Source organism: Roseateles paludis (assembly GCF_039872745.1).
In the GTDB taxonomy this organism is placed as follows: Bacteria; Pseudomonadota; Gammaproteobacteria; order Burkholderiales; family Burkholderiaceae_C; genus Pelomonas; species Pelomonas paludis.
In genome coordinates, this window is the sequence record NZ_JBDPZD010000009.1 from 58,428 (window position 1) to 80,270 (window position 21,843).

The 21,843-nt window shown below is 68.7% G+C and carries 26 protein-coding genes; 13 read left to right on the top strand and 13 right to left on the bottom strand.

The genetic code is table 11. The features are described 5' to 3' along the window. Nucleotides 1–187 precede the first annotated feature (187 nt). From ABDJ85_RS19540 to ABDJ85_RS19550, 3 genes are all read left to right on the top strand, one after another. Nucleotides 188–373, top strand: coding sequence for a hypothetical protein (locus ABDJ85_RS19540; protein ID WP_347706482.1), 186 nt, complete (start codon nt 188–190; stop codon nt 371–373). Nucleotides 374–434: 61 nt separating this feature from the next. Then, the gene (locus ABDJ85_RS19545; RefSeq protein WP_347706483.1) at nt 435–689 is read left to right on the top strand and encodes a hypothetical protein; all 255 of its coding nucleotides are present in this window, start codon (nt 435–437) and stop codon (nt 687–689) included. Nucleotides 690–756: 67 nt separating this feature from the next. Further along, on the top strand, nt 757–1,596 hold the full coding sequence (locus tag ABDJ85_RS19550) for an HDOD domain-containing protein (protein WP_347706484.1): 840 nt from the start codon (nt 757–759) through the stop codon (nt 1,594–1,596). 13 nt (nt 1,597–1,609) lie between these two features. Here ABDJ85_RS19550 and ABDJ85_RS19555 read toward each other — a convergent pair whose 3' ends face one another. After that, complete coding sequence (locus tag ABDJ85_RS19555) at nt 1,610–1,891, bottom strand: hypothetical protein (RefSeq protein ID WP_347706485.1); 282 nt, start codon at nt 1,889–1,891, stop codon at nt 1,610–1,612. Nucleotides 1,892–1,964: 73 nt separating this feature from the next. Next, nucleotides 1,965–3,134, bottom strand: a complete 1,170-nt coding sequence (locus ABDJ85_RS19560; protein WP_347706486.1) for a YbfB/YjiJ family MFS transporter — start codon at nt 3,132–3,134, stop codon at nt 1,965–1,967. 82 nt (nt 3,135–3,216) lie between these two features. Between ABDJ85_RS19560 and ABDJ85_RS19565 the strand changes: the two genes are divergently transcribed. Beyond that, nucleotides 3,217–4,047: a M90 family metallopeptidase gene (locus ABDJ85_RS19565; RefSeq protein ID WP_347706487.1), complete on the top strand. Its 831-nt coding sequence runs from the start codon at nt 3,217–3,219 to the stop codon at nt 4,045–4,047. Nucleotides 4,048–4,056: 9 nt separating this feature from the next. On the opposite strand, the gene ABDJ85_RS19570 is transcribed toward ABDJ85_RS19565, so the two are convergent. Further along, nucleotides 4,057–4,623: a protein phosphatase CheZ gene (locus ABDJ85_RS19570; RefSeq protein WP_347706488.1), complete on the bottom strand. Its 567-nt coding sequence runs from the start codon at nt 4,621–4,623 to the stop codon at nt 4,057–4,059. Between the two features lie 262 nt (nt 4,624–4,885). On the opposite strand from ABDJ85_RS19570, the gene ABDJ85_RS19575 reads away from it, so the two are divergent. The 4 genes from ABDJ85_RS19575 to ABDJ85_RS19590 are packed head-to-tail and all read left to right on the top strand — an operon-like array spanning nt 4,886 to nt 8,050. Further along, nucleotides 4,886–5,548, top strand: coding sequence for a hypothetical protein (locus ABDJ85_RS19575; RefSeq protein ID WP_347706489.1), 663 nt, complete (start codon nt 4,886–4,888; stop codon nt 5,546–5,548). A 25-nt stretch (nt 5,549–5,573) separates the two neighbouring features. Continuing rightward, a complete protein-coding gene (locus tag ABDJ85_RS19580; RefSeq protein WP_347706490.1) occupies nt 5,574–6,263 on the top strand; it encodes a hypothetical protein in 690 nt (229 codons plus the stop codon). Between the two features lie 3 nt (nt 6,264–6,266). Beyond that, a complete protein-coding gene (locus ABDJ85_RS19585) occupies nt 6,267–7,289 on the top strand; it encodes a sensor histidine kinase (RefSeq protein ID WP_347706491.1) in 1,023 nt (340 codons plus the stop codon). Continuing rightward, complete coding sequence (locus ABDJ85_RS19590) at nt 7,286–8,050, top strand: LytR/AlgR family response regulator transcription factor (protein ID WP_347706492.1); 765 nt, start codon at nt 7,286–7,288, stop codon at nt 8,048–8,050. The genes ABDJ85_RS19585 and ABDJ85_RS19590 overlap by 4 nt, the downstream gene beginning before the upstream one ends. Here the strand turns inward: ABDJ85_RS19590 and ABDJ85_RS19595 are convergent. Continuing rightward, the gene (locus ABDJ85_RS19595) at nt 8,026–8,910 is read right to left on the bottom strand and encodes a DUF2520 domain-containing protein (RefSeq protein WP_347706493.1); all 885 of its coding nucleotides are present in this window, start codon (nt 8,908–8,910) and stop codon (nt 8,026–8,028) included. The two genes, ABDJ85_RS19590 and ABDJ85_RS19595, sit on opposite strands and share 25 nt — an antisense overlap. 55 nt (nt 8,911–8,965) lie before the next feature. Between ABDJ85_RS19595 and ABDJ85_RS19600 the strand changes: the two genes are divergently transcribed. Continuing rightward, a complete protein-coding gene (locus ABDJ85_RS19600) occupies nt 8,966–9,208 on the top strand; it encodes a hypothetical protein (RefSeq protein ID WP_347706494.1) in 243 nt (80 codons plus the stop codon). 11 nt (nt 9,209–9,219) lie between these two features. Here the strand turns inward: ABDJ85_RS19600 and ABDJ85_RS19605 are convergent, their stop codons facing one another. Next, the gene (locus ABDJ85_RS19605) at nt 9,220–10,062 is read right to left on the bottom strand and encodes a class I SAM-dependent methyltransferase (RefSeq protein ID WP_347706495.1); all 843 of its coding nucleotides are present in this window, start codon (nt 10,060–10,062) and stop codon (nt 9,220–9,222) included. Nucleotides 10,063–10,250: 188 nt separating this feature from the next. Between ABDJ85_RS19605 and ABDJ85_RS19610 the strand changes: the two genes are divergently transcribed. After that, entirely contained in the window at nt 10,251–10,502 is a 252-nt protein-coding gene (locus tag ABDJ85_RS19610; protein WP_347706496.1) for a DUF3079 domain-containing protein, read from the top strand. Between the two features lie 52 nt (nt 10,503–10,554). On the opposite strand, the gene map is transcribed toward ABDJ85_RS19610, so the two are convergent. From map to ABDJ85_RS19640, 6 genes are all read right to left on the bottom strand, one after another. Continuing rightward, nucleotides 10,555–11,301 carry a type I methionyl aminopeptidase gene (gene map / locus ABDJ85_RS19615; protein WP_347706497.1) on the bottom strand — a complete coding sequence of 249 codons (747 nt, stop codon included), beginning with the start codon at nt 11,299–11,301 and terminating at the stop codon, nt 10,555–10,557. Nucleotides 11,302–11,503: 202 nt separating this feature from the next. Further along, entirely contained in the window at nt 11,504–12,307 is an 804-nt protein-coding gene (locus tag ABDJ85_RS19620; protein WP_347706498.1) for a TIR domain-containing protein, read from the bottom strand. Between the two features lie 454 nt (nt 12,308–12,761). Then, complete coding sequence (locus tag ABDJ85_RS19625; RefSeq protein ID WP_347706499.1) at nt 12,762–13,292, bottom strand: DUF998 domain-containing protein; 531 nt, start codon at nt 13,290–13,292, stop codon at nt 12,762–12,764. 27 nt (nt 13,293–13,319) lie between these two features. Next, nucleotides 13,320–13,982, bottom strand: coding sequence for a 2-hydroxychromene-2-carboxylate isomerase (locus tag ABDJ85_RS19630; protein ID WP_347706500.1), 663 nt, complete (start codon nt 13,980–13,982; stop codon nt 13,320–13,322). A 10-nt stretch (nt 13,983–13,992) separates the two neighbouring features. Further along, nucleotides 13,993–15,300 carry an ABC transporter permease gene (locus ABDJ85_RS19635; protein WP_347706501.1) on the bottom strand — a complete coding sequence of 436 codons (1,308 nt, stop codon included), beginning with the start codon at nt 15,298–15,300 and terminating at the stop codon, nt 13,993–13,995. 13 nt (nt 15,301–15,313) lie between these two features. After that, nucleotides 15,314–16,258 carry an ABC transporter ATP-binding protein gene (locus tag ABDJ85_RS19640; RefSeq protein WP_347706502.1) on the bottom strand — a complete coding sequence of 315 codons (945 nt, stop codon included), beginning with the start codon at nt 16,256–16,258 and terminating at the stop codon, nt 15,314–15,316. 122 nt (nt 16,259–16,380) lie between these two features. Between ABDJ85_RS19640 and ABDJ85_RS19645 the strand changes: the two genes are divergently transcribed. Further along, entirely contained in the window at nt 16,381–17,298 is a 918-nt protein-coding gene (locus ABDJ85_RS19645; protein WP_347706503.1) for a lactate/malate family dehydrogenase, read from the top strand. Here the strand turns inward: ABDJ85_RS19645 and ABDJ85_RS19650 are convergent. Next, nucleotides 17,280–18,152: an esterase/lipase family protein gene (locus ABDJ85_RS19650; protein WP_347706504.1), complete on the bottom strand. Its 873-nt coding sequence runs from the start codon at nt 18,150–18,152 to the stop codon at nt 17,280–17,282. The two genes, ABDJ85_RS19645 and ABDJ85_RS19650, sit on opposite strands and share 19 nt — an antisense overlap. A gap of 76 nt (nt 18,153–18,228) precedes the next feature. On the opposite strand from ABDJ85_RS19650, the gene ABDJ85_RS19655 reads away from it, so the two are divergent. Both ABDJ85_RS19655 and ABDJ85_RS19660 read left to right on the top strand, forming a co-directional pair. Further along, complete coding sequence (locus ABDJ85_RS19655) at nt 18,229–18,945, top strand: DUF8198 family protein (protein ID WP_347706505.1); 717 nt, start codon at nt 18,229–18,231, stop codon at nt 18,943–18,945. Nucleotides 18,946–19,000: 55 nt separating this feature from the next. Next, nucleotides 19,001–20,749, top strand: a complete 1,749-nt coding sequence (locus tag ABDJ85_RS19660) for a long-chain-fatty-acid--CoA ligase (RefSeq protein ID WP_347706506.1) — start codon at nt 19,001–19,003, stop codon at nt 20,747–20,749. A gap of 11 nt (nt 20,750–20,760) precedes the next feature. Here the strand turns inward: ABDJ85_RS19660 and ABDJ85_RS19665 are convergent, their stop codons facing one another. Then, nucleotides 20,761–21,621, bottom strand: a complete 861-nt coding sequence (locus tag ABDJ85_RS19665; protein ID WP_347706507.1) for a ThiF family adenylyltransferase — start codon at nt 21,619–21,621, stop codon at nt 20,761–20,763. Nucleotides 21,622–21,843 lie beyond the last annotated feature (222 nt).

Here is a 21,843-nt window from a genome sequence, read left to right on the forward strand (position 1 = left end):
TAAAAACCACTTGCGCAAGATCAACGTTTGTTTATCATTTGCGCAAGTTGCAGCGAAGGTTCTTTCGCGGCAACGAGCACCCCTCCCTTCAACCGTTTCCTCGACCGGAGCCCACCCCCCAGTCGCGCCGCCGCATGGCGACGTCGATCAGGCGGCTCCAGCCACCCCTCCCCACCCGGAGACCACCATGCCTCAGTTCACCTCCCCGCGCGCCCAGACGATTCAGCTGCGCAAGCCGCGAAATCCCATCGTCGCCCCGGCGCACCGCCGCCAGGCCGGCGCGCACGCCAGCTTGAAACACCCGTCGCGCCAGCACGCCAGCCAGGCCCTGCGCACCGCCGTGCGCAGCTTGGCCCCCGACGACAGCCCCTGACACACCGCGACACCCCACCGGCATGACGCAGCCGGACGCGGGGGTCGCCAAGGAGATTCCCATGCGTTTGACTGAATGGCACGGCCCCGAGCAGGCCTCCTCTCTCTTGCCCGACTGGCGCCGCCGCGTGCGCTTGTGGCGCCGTGTAGGCCTGGCCCTGCGGGCCGCCTTGCGCCCCCGGGTCGCCCGCGTCCCGTCCAGCACCCTGCTGCTGGAGTTCCACGCCGAGGCCTGCGCCCCTGAGGGCGCCCAGGTCACCGCGCTGTACGCCGACGGCCGCCTGGTGGCGCGTTTCGAGGAAGGGCGCCGGCTTTGACAAATGCGCCGCAAAACAGGGGCGCGCCCTAGGATTGGGCCGCCCCTGCCAGGGCTAGGATCAACGCATGCCCGGCACCGCACGCCTGCGCATCACGCGCCCGTTGCCCACGCTCGACGCCTGGGTCAATGCCTTTGCGTCCGCCGAGATCCCCGTGCTGGCCGAGACGGCTGCCGAGATCAACAGCCTGCGCGAGCTGGAGGACGACGTCGACGCGCACCAGCTCACGGGCCTGGTCACGTCCGACCCGCTGATGTCGCTCAAGGTGCTGGCATTTGCCGGCGAGCTGCGCCGGGGCCGGCTGACCAATGACACCGAGACCGTCACCGCCGCGTTGGTGCTGATGGGCATCTCGCCCTTCTTCCGCAACTTCAGCGACCAGCCGACGCTCGAAGAGCGCCTGGCCGACAACGAAGAAGCCCTGCTCGGGCTCTCGCGCGTGCTGCAGCGGGCCGAGCGGGCCTCACGCTTTGCGCTGAGCTTTGCCGCGCACCGCGCCGACCCCGACGCCGCCGTCATCACCGGCGCCGCGCTGCTGCACGACTTTGCCGAGATGCTGCTGTGGGTGCACGCCCCTGACCTGGCGCTGGAAATCGCCCGCCGCCAGGAGGCCGACTCCACGCTGCGCAGCGCGGTGGCCCAGCGCGAGGTGCTGGGCATCGAGCTGCACGAGCTGGAGCAAGCCTTGATGCGCCGCTGGCACCTGCCGGCCTTGCTCATGCGCATCACCGACGACAAGCACGCGCGCGACAACAAGGTGCGCTGCGTCTACCTGGCCGTGCGCCTGGCGCGCCACCTGGCCCACGGCTGGGACAACGCCGCCCTGCCCGATGACCTGAACGACATCGCCGAGCTGCTCAACCTCAACCCGGCGCACACGCTGAAGCTATTGCACGAGTTCGACTGACTCAGTGTCTATCTCAGTGTCTGTGCCAGCCGCCATGCCGCGGGTGGTCCCAGCGGCCGGGCACCCAGTAGCGGCGCCCACCCGACCAGCTCCAGGACCCCGCAATCCACACGGCACCGGCGAACGGCATGGCCGGTACCACTTCGGCATACGGTTGCTGCACCACCACAGGCCCTGAGCCATAGGCCTGCGGCGGGCCGCCGTAGTGGCGCGGCGGCACCACCACGCAGCCCGACAAGGCCAGACTGGCCAGGCTGGCCAGCGCAAGACTGAACAGGCGGAAGCGGGACTTCATTGCAGACTCCACGCCGCGTCATCGCGCGGCGTCTGCCCTTAGCGCGCCAGGCCCATCGGCGGATGACAGATGCCTAGCGCCCCGACCGCAGCGCAGCCAGGCAGCCCACGCCCAGCAGCAACACCCCGGCCGTCAGCCACAGCGCGCCGGCAAAGCTGCCACTCGCCTCGACCATGCGGCCACTCAAGGCCGGGGCCGTGATCTGCGCCAGGCCATAGCCCAGGGTCAGCTTGGCCATGGCCTTGCCCGGGTTGGCCGGGAAGCGCCGCCCCACCAAGGCCAGCGTCAGGCTGACGATGCCGATGAAGGTGGCGCCGTACAGAAACGCGCCGGCCAGCGCCGCCGCCAGCGAGCCCGAGAGCGCGGGCAGCAGCACGCCGACGATCTGCACCGCATAGGCCAGCAGCAGGGCGTTCACGTCGCCCAGGCGGCGAGCGACGCGGTCCCACACAAACACCGCCGGCGTGGCGGCCACGCCCACCAGCAGCCAGGCCCACGGCCCCTGGCCGGCCAGCAGCGGCTGCTTCTCGACGATGGCGACGGTGAAGGTCGCATTGATCACAAAGCCCCAGCCGGCACAAAAGTACGCCGCCTGCATCAGCCACATCCAGCGGCGCGGCGGCGCCTCGATGGCGCGGGCCACCACCGGCGGCGGCACCGGCGGGCGCCAAGCCCAAGCCGGCAGCAAGAAAGCCAGGCCCAGCACTGCAAAGCCCCACCACTGCCCGGCCCAATCGAGCTGCAAGCCGCGCTGCATGCCCATGGCCCCCAGCGCCGACACCGCCACCCCCAGCCCCAGGCCCATGAAGTGCACGCCCAGCTCGGGCCGGTGGCCGTGGCGCAGCAGCCAGCCCTGCACCAGGCCCGAGCCCAGCAACATGCCGCCCGCCCCGCAAAGCCCGCCGAAGTAGCGCGACACAGCCCAGAGCCAGAAGCCATCGCCCAGCGCCATCAGCGCCGTGATGACGAGGCTGAGCGGCAGGCCGATCAGGTAAAGCCTGCGCCGCCAGTGCGGCGATTCGATCCAGGCCACGAGCAGCGCGCCACTCATATAGCCGGCGTAGTTGATGGCCGCCAGCAAGCCGCCATCGGCCAGCCCCAGCCCCGCTTGCGCATGCATCTGCGGCAGCAGCGGCGTGTAGGCAAAGCGCGCCAGGCCCACCGTCAGGACGAGCGAGCAAATGCCGCCCAGCAGCACCTGCCAGGGCTTGAGCGTGGTTGCTGCGGCGCTTGCTTCAGACATGGGCGCGGAGCGTACGCCAAGCCCCTGGGAGAACTACCGTGCGGCCTTGCAAACGCCGAATGCAGGCCCCACGTGGCAGGGCATGACGCAAATCCTCATCGCGGTGGCCGTGCTGCTGGCCACCGGCGCCGGCGCTTGGTGGCTGGCCAGCGCGCCCTGGAGGCGGCACCGCCAGCGCCTGCACCTGGCGCGCCAACCCTTCCCCGCCCAATGGCGCCACTTGCTGCGCCGCCAGGTGCCGCTGTTCACGCGCCTGCCAGCTGACCTGCAACTGCGGCTCAAGGGCCTGATGCAGGTCTTCCTGGCCGAAAAGCCCATCATTGGCTGCCGCGGCCTCGTCGTGACGGACGAGATGCGCATCACCATTGCCGCGCTGGCCTGCCTGCCCTTGCTGGGCGCGGCGCGCGGCGTCTACCCCGAGCTGCGCCAGGTGCTGCTCTACCCCAGCAGCTTTGTGGTGGAGCGCGCCGAGCCCACCGCCGGCGGCCTGGTGCACGAAGGCCCACGCGTGCTGGCCGGCGAGAGCTGGTCGCAAGGCCAGGTGCTGCTGGCCTGGGACGAAGTGCTGCGCAATGCCGTGCAGCCGGGTGACGGCCACAACGTCGTGATCCACGAGTTTGCCCACCAGCTGGACCAGGCCGGTGGCCCCGCCAACGGCGCGCCGCAACTGGCCAGCCGCGCCGAATACGCCGAGTGGTCGCGCGTGATGCAGACCGAGTTTGACCGCCTGCAGCAGCGCCTGGCGCGCGGCGAGCCGGGCCTCATCGACCCCTATGCGGCCACCAACCCGGCGGAATTTTTTGCGGTGGTGAGCGAGCTGTTCTTCGAGCAACCGACGGCGCTTGCCGCCTACCACCCGGCGCTCTACCGGGTGCTGTCCGGCTACTACCGGCTCAATCCGCTCAGTTGGTGATCAAGGCGCCTAAAAGCCGAGCGACGACAGCAGGTCGTCCACGTCGTCTTGCTGCAGGGCCTTGTCGGGCGTCTGCACGCCGGCCAGTTCCTCGGGCGTGGCAGTGGCAGCACCGGGCTTGGGCTGGTCCCCCAGCACGTGGTGGAGCGGCTTTTCCATCCGCTCCAGCATCTTCATGACCTTGTTGATCACCTGGCCCGACAGGTCCTGAAAGTCCTGCGACATCATGATCTCGGTGTGCAGGGACTTCTCGCGCGCGGCAAAGCTGGCCGCATCGGACGCGTAGGCCGCGCACAGCTTCATCACGGCGCGGGCACGGTCCAGCGTGAACTCGTTCGAGAGCGCCAGGCGGCTGATGGCGTCGGACAACTCCATGCCCTTTTTGCGCACGGACTCAGCGTCGTTCTGCGCCTTCTCGACCAGGTCCAGCACCTTGGTGGCGGCCTTCTCGGTCATGCTGCGGACGTAGGTCAGCTTCTCACGCGCCTCGGGCAGCTCCGCCGCGATGCCGTGCAGCTCCTCATGCACCTGTGCGTCCACAGACTGCAGGGATGATTGGATGGATGCGTCGGACATGCGTGGTGACTCCAGGGCAACTGCTCAGGCCAATCGATCTTAGGTGTGCCCCTTTTGGCGTCGATCTCGGCCAGGCCGCCCAACTGAGGCCGAATGCACGGTTTTTGACGGCAATCCAGCGGCCGGCGTCGCCTCCGGCAGACTGCCGGGCCAGATTTCGGGGCGCTCGTCGCCGCCCAGCCGCTCTGGTCGCATTGGCCCCGCGCCGGGCGAGGCGCTTGCCTAGGCTCCGCCCCGTCATCACTTCTTGAAGGCCCCTTCGATGGACTACCGCAGTCTCTTTGTCGTCCCCCTCGCCGCCCTGGCCCTGGGGGCCAGCAGCGCCGAGAGCTACCGCGTGCCGCAGGGCTGGCAGGCGGGGGCAAGCTTCACCTGGCCCGCCAGCACGACCTACCTGACGGGCGTGGCGCCCGAGGCGGACACCCCGGGGCAGCGCGTGCTCACCGTCAAATCGGTCGGCAAGCGGCAAGGCAGCGAACTGGGCGCCCTCTGGCAAAGCGTCAACGGCTACAGCGGCAAGCGCGTGCGCTTCTCGGCCCAGGTCAAGACCGAGGGCATCGACACCTGGGCGGGTCTGGTGGTGCGCGACGGCTATTTGCCCCTCAACCTGCTGCCGATAGACATCAGTGAGCCTGAACCTGCGGCCAATGCTGGTAGCGCCGGCTGCCCCGACTGGTGCGAGGTCAGCGTGGTGGCCGACATCCCCGCCGGTGGCTGGGGTGCGGCCACGTTGGGCCTGGCCTTGCTCGGCAACGGCCAGGTCTGGGCGCGCGGCTTCAAGTTGGAAGTCGTTGGCCCCGAGGTGCCGCTGAGCACCCATCGCTTTGCCGCTGAGGCCACCGCCAAGGTGCGCGCCGAGATTGCCCAGAAGAGCGCCGCCGACACCAACACGCCCAAGCCGCCCAAGAACCTGGGCTTGCACTAAGCACTCACGCATCAGGAGCCTCCTCATGGACTACCGCGCCCTCTTCCTCGTTCCGCTCGCCGCCCTGGTGCTCAGCGTCAGCGCAGCCGCGCCCCGCATGCCCGACGACTGGCATGTCGAAACCATCGTTCACCGTATGCAAGGGCCCGGTGTTGGTCCCAAGCACGAAGTCGGTATCGACCCCGCTTCCGACGCCAGTGGCGTGCCGACCTTGCACCTGCGCCTGACGCGCACCGACCAGGTCCCCGCCGTGCCAGTCGATGTCGGCGACGTCTGGCAACAGGCCTCGGGTTACGGCGGGCAGCGCGTTCGCTTCTCGGCCGAGGTGCGCGCAGCTGGCGCATCCCGCTGGGCGGGCCTGTACATGACCGCCAAAAGCGCCAATATGGTCATCCGCGCGGCCCAGGGTGCGCCGGGTGTCGAGCAGCATCTGCCCCCGGGGGCCGCCGTGACCCCTGGCAACGATTGGCAGCCAGTGAGCGTTGTGATGGACGTACCCAAGCAGGCCCCCTCTGTCTGGATGGGCATGGCCCTCGTCGGCCAAGGCGAGGTTTGGATGCGCAAGCTGAGCTTCGACGTCGTTGGCCCCGAAGTGCCGGTGACCACCACCCCCATCGGCATCGACTGGGAGGGGGCCCGCAAGAACATGGAGCAAACCCAGCAGATGATGGCCAAGTTCCCGCCACAAGCCCTGGCCAACGCCCAACTCGACTGAGCCATGCCCACTCGCCTGCGCTCCCTGGCCGACTGGCTTCGGCCCGCCATCGACCCCAGCGTGCTTTTCTGGCTGGGCTGGTGGGCGCTGCGCACGCAGCTGCCCCATGCCCGGGGCCTGGTGCTGGCCGCCCAGCTCTGGCTGGCCTACAGCGCCGCCGCCTGCGTGCTGCGCATGCGCTGGTGGCCGCTGGCTGTGCCGGTGGCGGCGCTGGCGGGCGCACTGATCGGCCTGTGGCTGGTGCCCGGCCCGCGCGGCGTGCCGTGGGACCAGGCCTGGGAGGTCGCCCGCCTGGCGCTGCCGGCCTGGGGTTTTGCGCTGCTGATACACCTGCCGCTGCGCTGGTGGCGCTGGCGCGAGGAGCAGGCGCTGCAACTGCGCGTGGGCCAGGCCGAGCAGCAGGCGGCGCTGGCCGATTTGTCGCGCCAGGTCAGCGTGGCCGAGCTCAAGGCCCTGCAGGCCCAGGTGGAGCCGCACTTCCTCTTCAACTCGCTGGCCAGCCTGCAGCAGCTCATCCGCGTGGAGCCTGCCCTGGCCGAGCGCTTTGTGGGCGAGCTGCACGACTACCTGCGCCTGGCCCTGCCCTCGCTGCGCGAGCCGCTGTCCACGGTGGAGCGGGAGTTCGCCCTCGCCCGCGCCTACCTCACCGTGATGGCCACGCGCCTTGGGCCCCGCCTGCGCTTCGAGGTGCGGGCCGCGCCCGACTGCGCCGCCCACCCGCTGCCGCCACTGATGCTGCTGACCCTGGTGGAGAACGCCATCCGCCATGGCATCGAGCCCCTGCCCCAGGGCGGGCAGATCCGCCTGCTGGCGCGGCATGAGGGCGCGCAGCTCTGCATCGACGTCGCCGACACCGGCGCCGGCCTGCAGTCGCCCAGCCCCTCACCAGGCCAAGGATTGGGCCTGGCCAATGTGCGTGACCGCCTCGCCAGCCTCTACGGCCCGGCGGCACACTTGAGCATCCAGCAGCAGGACGGCGGCGGCGTGCTCGCCAGCATCCGACTGACCTACGCTCCCGCCGCATGAAACCCGCCACCGCCCTGCTGATCGAAGACGAAGCCCTGCCCCGCCAACGCCTGCGCGAGGGCCTGGCTGCGCTCTGGCCCGAACTGCAGATCGTGGCCGAGGCCGAAGACGGCGAGCAGGGCCTGGCCCTGGCGCTGGACCTGCGGCCCGACATCGTGTTTGTGGACATCCGCCTGCCCGGGCTCGATGGCCTCTCGCTCGCGCGCCGCATCCGGGGCCTGGCGCAGATCGTCTTCGTCACCGCCTACGACGCGCATGCCGTCACGGCCTTCGAGCAAGGCGCCATCGACTACCTGCTGAAGCCTCTGTCGGACGAACGCCTGCGCGACACCGTGCAGCGCCTGCAGCAGCGCCTGCAATGGCCGCCCGCCGAGGTGACCCGCTGGCTGCAGCAATGGGCACCGCCGCAGATGGCTGCACCCCCGGCACCGGCTGCCGGGCCGCTGCGCTGGCTGCAGGCCTCGCAGGGCGAGCGCCTGCACCTCATCATGGTGGCCGACGTCAGCCACTTCCGCAGCGACAACAAATACACCTGCGCCGTCACGCGCGAGGGCGAGTTCCTGCTGCGGCTCTCGCTGCGCGAGCTGCTCGCCCAGCTCGACGCCGAGCAGTTCTGGCAAATCCACCGCGCCGTGGTCGTCAACCTTGCGCACGTCGCCCGCGTGGAGCGCCAGCTGACCGGCATGGAGGTGCTGCTCAAGGGCAGCGACACGCGGCTGCCGGTGAGCCAGAGTTTTCAGTCGCGCTTCAAGCCGATGTAGGGAGAAAGCGCGGCCTTGATGGCCTGCGCTTGCGCGTCGTTCAAGCGGCCAGCTTGCTCGGCGAGAGCCAACTGGCGCCGTGCCAGTTCAGCGTACAGGCCCGCACCCTGAGGGGATGCCGCCAGCGCCTGCAACTGCGCCGCCAGCACCCCAACATCGCCCCGAGGCACCGGCCCCGCCACCGCGCCGGCCAAGCCACGGCTCGTGGCTGCTGCCAGCGCGCCCTGCGTGAGCGGCAGCAGCAGGGGCAAAGCGTCATCCACCTCCAGGCCCGCGAGTTGCCAGGCCTGCAGCGCCTCAGCCAACACCGCCAGCACACCGCTGGCCGCCAGGTTGGCCCCCGCGTGATAGAGCCGCCGCGTCTCCGGCTTCAGCCGCAAGGGCACCATGCCGAGGTCACGCGCCAGGGCGTCCAGCTGCGCCAGCAGCGGCGTTGACGAGGCCTCGATGCCCGCACCGCAGCCCGCCAGCACCGCCCGGCCACCAGCCAGCAACTGCAGCGGATGAAAGCCCGCCACCTCGGCCCCAGCGGCCTGCGCGGGCGCCAGCACCTCCAGGCCCGTGGCCCCGGCGCCGTGCAAGGCCACAAGCCCGGGTCGCCAGGGCAAGGTCTCGGCCACCTCGGACAACTGCCCGTCGGGCACACAGAGCCACACCCAGGCGCCGTCTGGTGCCTCGGCCACCGCTTGTGCGGGAGAACGCACCGCCACCCCCGGCACCTGCCCAACCAGCGCCGCCGCCCGCGATCCCTCACGCGCGCCAACGGCCACAAGGGGCCAGCCCGCCTCGGCCATCGCCGGTGCCAGCGCTTGCGCCAGGCGGCCGGGGCCGATGAAGACTTGCTTGGGGGGCTGGGTCATGCCGATGATCGTAGCGAGACAATCACCCCCCCCCACCCCGCGACCCCAGCCCGGCATGAAACCCTTTGACATCGAAGTGCAACGCCTGAAGTCCCTGCGCCACGACAAGGGCGCCATGGAGCTGCGCATGGACGCCCTGGTGCTGGCCCGCAAGACCAGCGACGAAGAGACCGGCAGCCCCAGCACCTGCCTGCGCCTGTCTGACGAAGACGCCCGAACCCTGCTGATGCTGCTCAAGCAGAAGTTTGCCGAGCTGGACAAGCTCCAGCCACGCAGTCGGCGCTCCGGCCGCGCGTGATCAGGGCCTGATCAAGGCTTCACAAAGCGCAGCGTCATCCGGTCGCTCTCGCCAATCGCGAGATAACGCTCACGGTCCTTGTCGCCCTGGCCCAGCACGGGCGGCAGGCTCCACACGCCACCGGCGTGATCGGCTGGGTCCTTGGGGTTGGCGTTCACCTCGCTGCGGCCCGCGAGCTTGAAGCCGGCGGCCTCAGCCAGCTTGATCACATGGGCCTCGTGCACATAGCCGCTGGCGGCCTTGGGGTCGAAGGCTTGGGCCACCGGCTTGCGGTGCTCCACCACGCCGAACACACCACCCGGCTTGAGCGCCGTGAAGGCGGCGGCAAACACGCTCTCAGCCTTGCCCTGGGCCATCCAGTTGTGCACGTTGCGGAAGGTCAGCACCACGTCGGCCGAGCCCGGCGCCGCGATGTCCAGCTTGCCGCCGCCCACGTCGAACACCGTGGTCTTGACCTTGCCGTAGACGCCCGGGGTTGCGTCCAGCTTGGCGCGGAAGCGCAGCCCGCCCTGGCGCGCGTAGTTGTTGCTGGAGGCGGGGTCGTCCCCCGCCGCGATGAACTGCCCTCGATCGCGCAGATAGGGCGCCAGGATCTCGGTGTACCAGCCGCCGCCGGGGGACAGCTCCACCACCGTGTCCGTCGGCTTGACGCCGAAGAAGGCCAGCGTCTCCACCGGGTGCCGCCAGCCGTCGCGCGCCACGTTCGCCACCGTGCGGTGGCCGCTGGCCACGGCCGCTTGCAGCGCGGGCACCAGGCTCGCATCGGCCGGCTGCGCGAGCGCGGGCAACGCCAGGGTGGACATCAAGGCCGCCGTCAACAGCGGCAGGGTGCGGCGGGAGGTGAGCAGGTTCATGGTGAGCAAGGCTGGTGGGTGTTGGTGAAAGGTGGCCGACGAGTATCTGCGCCGCCGCCCGGGCAGCCCTTGGTCATGGGTCCAAAGGCCTGCCCCGCGCAGGGGCTGGCCCGCCACGCCTGGGGTTGATCTGGAACAAGCCGCCGGCCGGACCCGCGCCCCACACTGCCGGCACTCCATCGCACGCCATGGCCAAACGCTTCCCCATCAACCCCTCGCACCCCGAGCGCAACTGCTGGGGCTGCGACCGCTACTGCGCGTCCGACGCGATGCTGTGCGGCAATGGCTCCGAGCGCACCCAGCACCCGGTCGAAACCTTCGGGCCGGGGTGGGATGCGTGGGACGGCGCGGCGCCCGAGGCGACCACCGGTGCGGCACCGAGCGGAGAAGTCAGCGCACGGCAGCCCGACGAGCTGGCCAGCCCACCAACAAGCCTCTGATCGGACAGCAGCCGCCGCCGTGGGCCTGCCACGCGGCTTGCTCAGTGCTGCCTCAGTGTTGGGTGACCACGATGGGCTCACCCCTCGTGATGATCATCGTGTGCTCGTACTGAGCCGAGAGGTTGCCGGGCGCACCCACCAGGGTCCACCCGTCAGACGCCTCCTCCACGATGCGGCTCTTGGTCGAGAGGAAGGGCTCAATGGTGATGACCATGCCCTCGTGCAGCAGCCGCTCGTCATGCGGGTCGTCGTAACCGGCAATGTGCTCGGGCGCCTCGTGCAGCGCGCGGCCGACACCGTGGCTGCCCAGGTTCTCGATGACCTTGAAGCCATAGGCGCGCGCCGTGCGCTCGATGGCAGCACCAATGCCCCGAATCGGCTGCCCCGCACGGGCCTGCCGCATGGCGGCCGCCAGGGCCTGGCGCGTGGCATGGCACAGGCGCGTCTTGACGGCATTGCCCGGCGGCACGACGCGGGTGCCGCCCGTGTCAGCAAAGTAGCCGCCCAGCTCGGCCGAGACATCGACGTTGAGCACGTCGCCCGCCCGGATGACCCGGTCCCCCGGGATGCCGTGGGCAGCTTCTTCGTTGATGCTGATGCAGGTGGCGCCGGGGAAGTTGTACGTGAGCTGAGGCGCCGAGCGGGCGCCATGGCGGGCCAGCAGCTCAGCCCCCAAGGCGTCCAGCTCGCGGGTGCTCATGCCCGGCTTGGCGGCATCCAGCATCTCGTGCAGGACGAGGGACACGATGCGGCCAATGCGCTTGAGGGCGGCGATGTCGTCGTCGGTTTCGATGGTCATGGGCGGTGCGTGGGTTGTGGGGGAGGTGTGCTGGGGATTTTCGGGTTGCAGCGAACGAGCGCGATCCGGTTCTGTTCAACCACTACTCGACTGGCTCACGGCAGTCGCTGCGGTGTGCGGTGATGGGAGTTGGCGGGATAGCGCTCCAACGTTACCTTTCAGCGGCCGCTAGATGCGGTCTGCTTGAATTATTTGTTTGGCCTCATATCGCGTTGTCAAGGCTCACACTGAATCCTGCAGCCTTGAGTTCCTTCGCGACCCTGATCTTCCAACCCTCTCCGGAATCTATTGGCTCGTATACCAATCCAAGCACATCAGATGGCATATCTATATTTCCCTTAACGAGTACGATTGTCTTGTCCCTCCCAAGGCGTCCCACGAAGTACCCTAGCTCCAGGATCACATTTTGGCGGGGGCGAAACTTCCTTTCCTCCTCCTTGCCCGCCGCGTATCCGAAGTCATCCGGCGTCATTAGCACAACAGCAAATCCGGCTCTGGATGCAAAATCCTCAAATTTCTCTATTACAGTCATTCCTCTATTTATTTGCTCCTGAAGGATGACTGGCGTCACACCGAGCTTCTCAAGGAATCTGGCCACCAAGTGCTTGGTGCCTTCATCATGCCCGTGAACAATGAATACAGAGTTCTCTTTTGGCAATTCGTTTGCCAGCGCATCGCGGCTAAATCTCTTGGCTGTTAGCACACCCTCCGTCAGGATATCTGACTTCCATCGCCCAATGAGCTCATCCGCATTTTTGAGCGAACACACAACTTGCACGTTGCCCAAATTGATGCCGCCCGACTGCCGGCCTGGAGTCAAGTAAAGTGACAACGATTCACCCGCAGTGCCTTTGGCAATATATTCATACTGACCAAGGTTCGGTTCGAATAGTTTCGCCGATCCACTGACGTGCTCACCATCTTGAGAAATCTCGAAAGCAATGCCACCGGAGTTGGTGCCCTCGATGGCGCCAGTCCAATATCCTGAATAATCGGGAACAGTCACTTTTATCTCCAGACCTAACTTTCATCGCCCCTCTGCCAAATGCAGAGGACTGACAAATAATGCCACGCCGCCCAGATCCACGTCATTAAATCTTTGGGCGCCTCACCTCGACGCGAATTCGCCAGTCTGCGTATTGCAGCCCCGCACCTTTGCACCTCTCCGCACACACCCACCGCCCCCACAAAGGCCCGCCCGGGCTGGCTGGGGCGCGGACTTTTGAGGCGCCGAGGAGCGCAGGTTTGCGGGGCGTGCGCGCAGCGCACTTCAAGCTCTGACTTCGCGCCGCCTGTTCGACCGGAGCGTAGCGAAGGAAGTTCGGCGCGAGCCCCGCAAACCGAGCACCACAGGGCAGTCGCGCAGCGACCGCCTCAACTGGAGCGCCCCAGCCAGCCCGGGCGGGCCTTTGCCAACCCACCCGCCGCACAAGCCGCAAACGCGCGCCAACCCAGCCAACTCACCCCACACAAACCATCAACCCCACAAAGATCGCCAACTCCACCACCCGCTGCAACAGCCCGCGCAAGTTGCGCAGCCCAGGCACATACAGCGAGACGAGGAAGCCCATGACGAGGAACTTGGCGAGGTCGTAGGGCGAGCCGAGCTCGCGGGCCTGGTGCTCAAAGGCGTTTATGGCGAGCACATAGCTGGCCCCGGCGCTGATGTTGTGGACGGCGGTGCGCGCCGTGCCGAACATGGGGGCGTCGGGGTCAACGGGGAAGAAAGCGGCACCCACGTAACCCACGGCCAGCGAGCTGGTGAACAGAAAGGCCGGCTCGTTGGCGCGCAGCCACCAGGCCATGCCGGCCATGCACAGGCCCAGGGGCAGGAAGACGCCCAAAGAGACGGCCTTCTCGAACGGCGAGCCGGCCTCGGCCAGCTCGCTGATGGTGTAGACGATGTGGCTGTAGCCGGGGCGCTTCCGGCCGAAGTAAGCCAGGGAACCAGCCAGGAAGAGCAGGCAGAACGCCGTCAGTGCAACGAACATGGTGAGTGAGGGGAGAGTGCTGCGCGATCAGCGGCTGGCCATGGATTGCGGCCCCGCGCCGCCGAGCCACCACTCGACCTGGTCGCGCCGGTCATTGCCCCAGAAGGGCTCGCCGTCGATCACCAGATAGGGCGCACCGAAGACGCCCGCGGCGAGGGCGGCGTCGTTCTCGGCCTTGAGCTGGGCCTTGAGCAGCGGGTCGCCCCAGGCGACCTCGGCGGCGGTGGCATCGAGGCCGGCTTGGGTGCAGACCTGGCGCAGCGCGTCGGGGTCAGACAGGTCGAGCCCATGGGCAAAGTAGGCCGCATAGGCGGCGCGCGCCCAGGCCTTGGCGCGGGCCGGGTCTTGCCCGTGCAGCCACCAGAAGACGCGCGCCGCCAAGTGCGTGGAGATGGGGAAGTGCGCGGGCTCGGCAAAGGGCAGGCCGGCCATGGCGGCAGAGCGGGCGAAGTCGCGCCGCGAGTAGTCGCCCTTGCCGGGCTGGTCAACCAGGGGCCGGCTGCCAATGGTTTGGAAGATGGCGCCGAGCAAGATGGCGTGCCACTGCACCTGGCGCCCATGGCGGGCAGCAACCTCGTCCACCCAGGCGGTGGCGAGATAGCTGTAGGGGGAGGAGAAGTCGAAGTAGAAGTGCAGCGGTGCGTTCATGGGCTGGATGATGGCGCGGCCGCTGGGGCTGCGCCAGTGCATCGACGCAAGCTCACTCTTCCCACTTGAAGCGCCACAGCGCCAGCAGCCCAAACGCAAGCGCAAAGCCGAGCAACACGCCGGTGGGCGCGAGGGCATCGGCAAAGCCCTGGCCGCGCCAGGTCATGGCGTCGAGGCCGTCCACCGCCCAGCGGGTGGGGATGGCGAGCGTGAGCTGCTGCAGCCACTCGGGGAAGAGGAAGCTCGGGACCCAGGCGCCGCCCAGCATCACCATCAAGAGCGTGGCCAGGATGGCGAGGCCACGCGTGGCCTCGGGGCTGCCCCCGAGCGCGGCGATGAAGAGGCCGAAGGCGGCCGTCATCAAAGCAAAGGCGGCCAGGATGCAGGCCATGCCGAGCAGGCTGCCGTGCACGCGCACACCAAAGGCGGCGATGGCGACGAGCCAAATGACGCTGAACACGCCAAAGCAGATCAGCGCGGTGGCGGCGACACGGCTGCCGAGCAAGGTGCCGCGCGAGAGCGGCGCGGCGCGCAGGCGCTTCCAGAGCCCGAGGCGGCGCATGACGAGCAGGCCCACGGCCATGTCCACGCCCAGCATCAGCAGGAACTGCACGCCCATGCCGGCAAAGCTGTGGGCATAGCCGTTGTAGGCGACGGGCGCCTTGTCGCTGCTGGGCTCAACGGCCTCGATCTCGCGGGTGGTGTAGGGGACGGAGAGACCGCCGCCGGTAGAGGCCGCGGGGCTGCTCGCGGCGTCGGCGGCTTGCGATTGCTGCACGCGGTCGATGGACTCGAACATCCGCACCAGCTCATCACGCCGCTCGGGCTGCATGCCGGTGGACGCACGGGCCTGGGCGGCCATGTCGCGCATGGCGGTGCTCTGGCCGCTGAAGCTGCTGCGGCTGACCTCCTGCATCAGCGACTGGGCGAGCAGGCCGCGCACGATGGACAGCGTCATGGCCTGGGAGGGGTCGTAGTGGAGCTGGATCTCGGGCTTGCGGCCGGCGCCAAAGAGCGCAGTGCCGGCCTGCTGGCCGAGGCCGGCCGGCAACACGGCCGCCACGCGCAGCTTGCCGGCGCGCACCTGGGCGATGGCGTCGGCCTCGGGCAGGCTGCTGACCTTGAGCGAGCCATCCGCCTGCAGGGCCTTGACGACGGCGGCGGAGAGCGGGCTCTGGTCCAGGTCCACCACGCCGATGGGGATGGCGGCGGGCTTGCTTTGCCCGGTGCCGCCAAAGAGGCTGCCAAAGAAGGCGGCGATGAGGATGGGGGCGACGATGCTCATCACCATGGCCTTGCGGTTGGCCAGGAAGAGGCGCAGCTCGGCGCGCAGCAGTGAGAAGAAAGCGGCGGCGTTCATGGCGGCTCCTGGGTCAGTCGCGGAGTTGGCGGCCGGTCAGGGCCAGGAAGACGTCTTCCAGCGAAGGCTGGCTGGATGCCAGGCTGCGCACGTGCAGGCCACGCTCGGCCAGGGCCGCCAGCAGCGCCGCGCTGGCATCGAGGTGGTGCAGGGTGAACTCGGCGCTGCTGGCGTCCAGCGTGTGGCGCAGCACGCCGGGCAGGCCGTGCAAGGCAGCGGCCTCGGGGGCGGCCTGGAACTGCACGCTGAGCTGCGGCTCGCCGGCATGGGCGGCATAGAGCTCGGCCTGAGTGCCGCTGGCCACCACGCGGCCGTGGTCGACGATGACGACGTGGTCGGCCAGGCGCTCGGCCTCTTCCATGTAGTGGGTGGTGTAGATCAAAGCCTTGCCGGCGGCCTTGAGCTGCTCCAGGTTGTCAAAGATGGCGTTGCGGCTTTGCGGGTCCACGCCGGCGGTGGGTTCGTCGAGCAAGATGACCTCGGGGTCATGCACCAGCGCGCAGGCGATGTGCAGCCGCCGCTTCATGCCGCCAGAGAAGGTGCTGGGCTTGTCGCCCGCGCGGTCTGACAGGCCCACCAGGGCCATCACCTGTTCGCAGCGCTTGTGCAGCTCGGCGCCGGTGATGCCGTAGAGCGAGCCAAAGAGCTGGACATTGGTGCGGGCGGGCAGTTCCTCGTAAAGCGCCAGGTCTTGCGGCACGAGGCCGAGGCGCTGCTTGTAGCCACGCTCGTCGCTCGCCAGGCTGAGCCCGCCACGGAGCCGGATCTCGCCCGCGTCCGGCGTGGTCAGCCCGCAGATCATGCCCACGGTGGTGGACTTGCCGGCGCCGTTAGGCCCCAACAGCCCGAGCACCTGGCCGGGCTGCACCTGGAAGCTGACGGACTCGACGGCGGTGCGGCTGCCGTAGGCCTTGCGCAGGCCTTGGACTTGCAAGGCGGGTTCAGGAGTGGCGTGCATGATGGGTGTGCCGGGTGGTGGCGTGGTTTGCTGGCATTCTTGCGCCCAGCGGCCGCGCGCGGCGTGGCTGAAGCGATGAATGGGCGCCACGTGGCGCCAATGAACCAGGAGAAGGGGCGAGCATGGACAAGGAAACCGTCGGCATCATCGGCACGGGCTGGGTGGGCACCAGCGTGGCCATCTCGACCCTGCACGCGGGCATTGCCCAGCGCCTGTGGCTGCATGACCTGCGGGCCGAGGTGGCCGAGGGCGAGGCCATGGACCTGGCGCACGGCGCGGCCTTCTACCCGGCCTGCGAGGTGGCCGCCGTGCCGCTGGCGCAGATGCGCGAGGCCGATGTGGTGGTAGTGGCCGCCGGGCGCAACGGGCGCCCGGGCGAGAGCCGGCTGGACCTGCTGCGCGACAACGCCCGCATGGCCACCGAGGTCGGCCAGATGCTGCGCGGCTTTGGCGGCGTGGTGGTGATGGTGAGCAACCCGGTGGACGTGCTGACCCGCGTGCTCCAGGCCGCCAGCGGCCTGCCGCCCGAGCGCGTGATCGGCACGGGCACGCTGCTCGACACCGCCCGGCTGCGGCAGATCGTGGGCCGGCAGTTGCGGGTGGCGCCGGGCTCGCTGCACATCCAGGTGCTGGGGGAGCATGGGGATTCGTCGGTGCCGGTGTGGTCAGGCGCGCGCCTGGGCGGGCGGCCGCTGCGCGCGCTGGCGCAATGGGATGCGGCCTTTGAACCCGCCCTGGCGCAGCAGATGCGCCGCGCTGCCTACGAGGTCATCCAGCGCAAGGGCGCCACCAACCACGCCATCGGCCTCGTCACCACGCGCGTGCTGCGCGCCCTGCTGCTGGACGAGCGCAGCATCCTGGCGGTGAGCCGGGTGCAGACCGGCGCCTGCGGGCTGCAGGGGGTGGCGCTGTCACTGCCCAGCCTGATTGGCGCGGGCGGCGCGCTGGAGGTGCTGGAGCCCGAGATGGATGAGCTGGAGCGAGCGGCGCTAGCGGCGTCGGCAGCGGTGCTGGAGCGGGCTCACGCGTCGCTCAGCTGAGGATCGCTGAGCAGGGCGCGCTGCAACAACGCCCAGGCCTCGGGCGTGTCGATCAGGGCCAGGTGCCCGGTGGCATCCACGCGGTGCAGCCGCGCCCCGGGCTGGCAGGCGTTGCCGGCGGGCTGGACGATCTGGTCACACGGCGACCAGAGGCAGTCCACATCGGGCATGGGCGGCAGTTGCGCGAGCCAGCTTGACCCGCAGCGCATTTGCCGCGCATTGGTGGCGGGCGACAAGGTGGCGATGCGGGTGCCGAGATGAGGCGTGCCCAGGCTGATGAGCCGGGGCGCCTGCGTGTGGCGAGCGCCGTGGGCGCGCCACCAAGCGCGTGCCGCAAGGCCGCCCATGCTGTGGGCCACGATGACGGGCATGTGGCCGGTAGCAGCGTGCAGCTGGCGCACGGCGGCGTCAATGGGGTCGGCATAGGCGTCGATGCTGCCGAAGGCGGGCTCCAGCGTGAGCGCCATGACGGGGACGCCCGCAGCTTGCAGCCGGGCGACCCAGGGGCGCCACAGGCCCCGGTTGCAGCAAAAGCCGTGCAGCAGCAGCACGCCCTTGTCGCCGCGGGCGCTGACGGCCAAGGCTGGGGCTTGGTCACCGGCGCGCCAGGGTTGGTCCAGGCCAAACACGCGCTCGTTGACGACGCACTCTTTGGCCCAGGCGCGCAGCCGTTGCGCCAGGCTGGCCTGCCGCTGCGTGGGGCCGGGCGGCGCGAGTGTGAGGAAGAGCAGGAGCAAGCCCAGCGGCGTGATCAGCAGCAGGGCAACAGCCCAGGCCGGCTCGCCACGGGCGAGGAGTGCGATGGCGCCCCCGAGGCGTAGCAGGCTCCAGAGGCGTTGCCAGGCGGCGTTCATGCGGGCGAGTGTAGGCAGGGCGATAGCGCGCGGCCGCAGACAATCGATGGCCAACGAGCCTCGACAGCTGACCCGCATGGACCCACGCGCCGCCGAATTGATCCAGCACGACCTACAGGCGGTTGAGGCGGAGCGCCACGCGCGTGACCGCGACCCGCTACTTGCGTCGCGGGTACTGGCGCTGAAGCGCTACCAGCAGGCTCGCTTCAGGCACAGCTATGCCGATCTGCTGGCCACGCCGCGCTATGCGGCGGCAGCGGGCTTCTTCCTGGAGGAGCTGTACGGGCCGGCGGACTTCAGGTCCCGGGACGCGCAGTTCGCGCGCATCGTGCCGGCGCTGGTGCGGCTGTTCCCGGCCGAGGTGGTGGACACGGTGCGGCAACTGGCCGCGCTGCACGCGCTGTCGGAGCGGCTGGACACGCAGCTGGCCCGGGCGTTGGCCGTGCCAGCCATCGATGCACTGGCCTACGCGCAGGCATGGCGCCAATGCGGTGATGCACCGGGCCGGCAGGCACAGATCGACCTGACCGTCGCCGTCGGCACGGCGCTCGATGCGCTGACCCGCAAGCCGCTGCTGCGACAGTCGCTGCGCATGATGCGTGGGCCGGCGCAACTGGCCGGGCTGGCTGACTTGCAGCATTTCCTGGAATGTGGATTCGACACCTTCAAGGCGATGCGCGGGGCAGCGGAGTTCTTGAGCACGGTGCGAGTGCGCGAGGAGGCCTTGGTGCAGGCGCTGTTTGACCCGGCCTCGACCGCCGCCACGGCGCCGCCGCTAGGGCAACTCCCCTAGGCCATGGAGCGATGCCGCGCCAGCATGGCCGCATGCATGCCTTGGAGTTTTGCGCATGAGTGAACTACTGGAACCGGTGCAAGCAGCGCCGGGCGCGGCTGCACCGCTGGACGCACAGCGCCCTTGGCTGCGCAGCTACCCGGCCGGCGTGCCTGCCGAGATCGATGCGGGCGCCTACCCGTCCCTGGTCGCGCTGCTGGGCGAATCATTCCGCCGCTTTGCCGACCGCGATGCGGCGATCTGCCTGGGGCAGCGCATGAGCTTTGGGGCGCTGGATCGGCACTCCCAGCACCTGGCGGCCTGGCTGCAGGCGCAGGGCCTGAGCCGAGGCGACCGGGTGGCGGTGATGATGCCCAACCTGCTGCAGTACATGGTGGCCATCGCCGGCATCCTGCGCGCCGGCATGGTGGTGGTGAACGTGAACCCGCTCTACACCGCGCGCGAGCTGGAGCACCAGCTGAAGGACTCCGGCGCCAAGGCCATCATCGTGCTGGAGAACTTTGCGCACACGCTGGCCGAGGTCATCGACGAGACGCCCGTGCAGCACGTGGTGCTGGCGTCGGTGGGCGACATGCTGCCGTGGTGGAAGGGGCAGTTGGTCAACTTCCTGCTGCGCCACCTCAAGGGCGCGGTGCCCGAGTACAAGCTGCCCACCGGCCCGGAGCGCCGGGTGCTGCGCTTCAACGCCATGCTGGAAGAAGGTGCCTGCCTGCATTGGCGGGAGCCGGTTCTCAATGGCGACGACGTGGCCTTCCTGCAGTACACCGGCGGGACGACGGGCGTGTCCAAGGGCGCCACGCTGCTGCATCGCAATGTCGTGGCCAACATCCTGCAGTCAGACGCCTGGTTCCAGCCCATGCTCAAGCGGCTCGAACCCGGCAAGCAGGTCGTCATCGTCTGCGCGCTGCCGCTGTATCACATCTTCGCGCTGACGGCCTGCTTCATGCTCGGCACACGCCTGGGCTTCCTGAACATCCTGATCCCCAATCCGCGCGATCTGGGCAGCGTGGTGGAGGCCCTGCGCGGGCACCGCATCAACGTCTTCCCGGCGGTCAACACGCTCTTCAATGCCCTGGCCAATGATGCCCGGTTCAGGCAGTTGGACTTCAGCGAATTGGTCATCTCCAACGGCGGCGGCATGGCGGTGCAGCAGGCCACCGCAGAACGTTGGCTGCAAGTGACCGGCTGCCCGGTGGTGGAGGGCTATGGCCTCTCCGAGACCTCGCCCGTGGCGACCATCAACCCGCTGGATCTGCGCGAGTTCAATGGCAGCATCGGCCTGCCCGTGCCCAGCACCGAGATCTCGATCCGGGACGACGATGGGCGGCCGGTTGCGATGGGCGAGCGGGGCGAGATCTGCATCCGTGGCCCCCAGGTGATGGCCGGCTACTGGCAACGCCCCGACGAAACGGCCCTGGTGATGGATGCCGATGGCTTCTTCAAGAGCGGCGACATCGGCATCATGGACGCGGCCGGCTATGTGCGCATCGTGGACCGCAAGAAGGACATGATCCTGGTGTCGGGCTTCAACGTGTACCCGACCGAGATCGAGCAGGTCGTCAACCTGCACCCCGGCGTGCTGGAGTGCGCGGCGATTGGCGTGCCTGACGCTCGCTCGGGTGAGACCGTGAAGCTCTACGTCGTGCGCGACGACCCGACCCTGGATGAGTCTGACCTTCAGCGTCACTGCGCGCAGCAGTTGACGGCCTACAAGTGCCCGAAGTACATCGAGTTCCGCGACGAGTTGCCGAAGAGCAATGTCGGCAAGATCTTGCGGCGAGAACTAAGGTCGCCTGGGGCTTGAGCGCGTAGGCGCTAGCCGCGTTGCAGGATGGGTCGGATGAACTTCAGCAGCAGGCGCTGGATCGGGTTGGCATTGCCACCCGGGCGCCAGGTGAACGAGAGCTTCTGCCGATAGGCGTCGAACTGCATGACCCAGGGAGCCGGCCTCAATGGCCCACGCTTGAGCAGCACCTTGAGTACCGCGGTCCCCATCACGCCGGCACAGAGATCACAGGCCATCATGGTCGACGGGCCACGGCGCTCTGCAAAGTTCACGGCACTGGCGTCCGCCAGGTAGGGGCGTTGCAGCATGCGTGGCGACAGGCCGGCAATGAAGCGGGCGTACTGCTCATCTTCCGGCACGCCCTCGAGCTGAAAGTAGTCCTCAAAGCTCATGCCGCCGGGCTTGAAGTACAGGAAGGCGACGCCCATCCCCAAGGGTGCGGCGGTCAGCGCCGGAATGCCCCGCTCAGCACAGGCCTTGAACAGCATGCGCCGCGCCGACATCGCGAAGAAATCGATCCCATCGACATAGACGTCCACGCCGGATAGGAAGCGATCGATGTTCTCCGGCGTGACGCCGGCGGGAAAGGCCACCACCTCCGCCTCGGGATTGATGTCCGACGCCGACGCGGACAAGACCTCAGACTTCGGGTGCCCGACGGTGGACATGAAAGCCCCCACCTGCCGGTTGAAGTTATGCACCCCAAACTCATCGAAGTCCGCGATGTGGAAGCGGCCTACACCCAACCGAGCCAGCGTCAGCAGATGGGCCCCGCCAACACCGCCCAAGCCAGCAATGGCAACGCGGGCACCTCGCAGCACGTCCTGCTCGCTCCGCGTCACCCAGCCGATATTGCGGGAAAAGGCGGTTGCGTAATCAAAGCGCTCCATGAGCAACTCCCCATGTGGACTCGTGATTCTGGGTGGAGACCGCGCCCGGGTCAAAGCTTTGATTTAAACCGTCGAGTCGGGTGAAAAATCGGGCAAGAAGATTCGGGGCAAATCTCCGCGCCCAAAAGCAAACGCCCCTCACCTGGAACCAGGAGAGGGGCGTAGCGGAGTAAATAGCCTGACGATGACCTACTTTCACACGGGAGTCCGCACTATCATCGG

Excerpts from the sequence above, each read along its gene's own strand:
- ABDJ85_RS19540 (WP_347706482.1), top strand. The coding sequence starts at position 188 with ATGCCTCAGTTCACCTCCCCGCGCGCCCAGACGATTCAGCTGCGCAAG.
- ABDJ85_RS19545 (WP_347706483.1), top strand. The coding sequence starts at position 435 with ATGCGTTTGACTGAATGGCACGGCCCCGAGCAGGCCTCCTCTCTCTTG.
- ABDJ85_RS19550 (WP_347706484.1), top strand. The coding sequence starts at position 757 with ATGCCCGGCACCGCACGCCTGCGCATCACGCGCCCGTTGCCCACGCTC.
- ABDJ85_RS19555 (WP_347706485.1), bottom strand. The coding sequence starts at position 1,891 with ATGAAGTCCCGCTTCCGCCTGTTCAGTCTTGCGCTGGCCAGCCTGGCC.
- ABDJ85_RS19560 (WP_347706486.1), bottom strand. The coding sequence starts at position 3,134 with ATGTCTGAAGCAAGCGCCGCAGCAACCACGCTCAAGCCCTGGCAGGTG.
- ABDJ85_RS19565 (WP_347706487.1), top strand. The coding sequence starts at position 3,217 with ATGACGCAAATCCTCATCGCGGTGGCCGTGCTGCTGGCCACCGGCGCC.
- ABDJ85_RS19570 (WP_347706488.1), bottom strand. The coding sequence starts at position 4,623 with ATGTCCGACGCATCCATCCAATCATCCCTGCAGTCTGTGGACGCACAG.
- ABDJ85_RS19575 (WP_347706489.1), top strand. The coding sequence starts at position 4,886 with ATGGACTACCGCAGTCTCTTTGTCGTCCCCCTCGCCGCCCTGGCCCTG.
- ABDJ85_RS19580 (WP_347706490.1), top strand. The coding sequence starts at position 5,574 with ATGGACTACCGCGCCCTCTTCCTCGTTCCGCTCGCCGCCCTGGTGCTC.
- ABDJ85_RS19585 (WP_347706491.1), top strand. The coding sequence starts at position 6,267 with ATGCCCACTCGCCTGCGCTCCCTGGCCGACTGGCTTCGGCCCGCCATC.
- ABDJ85_RS19590 (WP_347706492.1), top strand. The coding sequence starts at position 7,286 with ATGAAACCCGCCACCGCCCTGCTGATCGAAGACGAAGCCCTGCCCCGC.
- ABDJ85_RS19595 (WP_347706493.1), bottom strand. The coding sequence starts at position 8,910 with ATGACCCAGCCCCCCAAGCAAGTCTTCATCGGCCCCGGCCGCCTGGCG.
- ABDJ85_RS19600 (WP_347706494.1), top strand. The coding sequence starts at position 8,966 with ATGAAACCCTTTGACATCGAAGTGCAACGCCTGAAGTCCCTGCGCCAC.
- ABDJ85_RS19605 (WP_347706495.1), bottom strand. The coding sequence starts at position 10,062 with ATGAACCTGCTCACCTCCCGCCGCACCCTGCCGCTGTTGACGGCGGCC.
- ABDJ85_RS19610 (WP_347706496.1), top strand. The coding sequence starts at position 10,251 with ATGGCCAAACGCTTCCCCATCAACCCCTCGCACCCCGAGCGCAACTGC.
- map (WP_347706497.1), bottom strand. The coding sequence starts at position 11,301 with ATGACCATCGAAACCGACGACGACATCGCCGCCCTCAAGCGCATTGGC.
- ABDJ85_RS19625 (WP_347706499.1), bottom strand. The coding sequence starts at position 13,292 with ATGTTCGTTGCACTGACGGCGTTCTGCCTGCTCTTCCTGGCTGGTTCC.
- ABDJ85_RS19630 (WP_347706500.1), bottom strand. The coding sequence starts at position 13,982 with ATGCACTGGCGCAGCCCCAGCGGCCGCGCCATCATCCAGCCCATGAAC.
- ABDJ85_RS19635 (WP_347706501.1), bottom strand. The coding sequence starts at position 15,300 with ATGAACGCCGCCGCTTTCTTCTCACTGCTGCGCGCCGAGCTGCGCCTC.
- ABDJ85_RS19640 (WP_347706502.1), bottom strand. The coding sequence starts at position 16,258 with ATGCACGCCACTCCTGAACCCGCCTTGCAAGTCCAAGGCCTGCGCAAG.
- ABDJ85_RS19645 (WP_347706503.1), top strand. The coding sequence starts at position 16,381 with ATGGACAAGGAAACCGTCGGCATCATCGGCACGGGCTGGGTGGGCACC.
- ABDJ85_RS19650 (WP_347706504.1), bottom strand. The coding sequence starts at position 18,152 with ATGAACGCCGCCTGGCAACGCCTCTGGAGCCTGCTACGCCTCGGGGGC.
- ABDJ85_RS19655 (WP_347706505.1), top strand. The coding sequence starts at position 18,229 with ATGGACCCACGCGCCGCCGAATTGATCCAGCACGACCTACAGGCGGTT.
- ABDJ85_RS19660 (WP_347706506.1), top strand. The coding sequence starts at position 19,001 with ATGAGTGAACTACTGGAACCGGTGCAAGCAGCGCCGGGCGCGGCTGCA.
- ABDJ85_RS19665 (WP_347706507.1), bottom strand. The coding sequence starts at position 21,621 with ATGGAGCGCTTTGATTACGCAACCGCCTTTTCCCGCAATATCGGCTGG.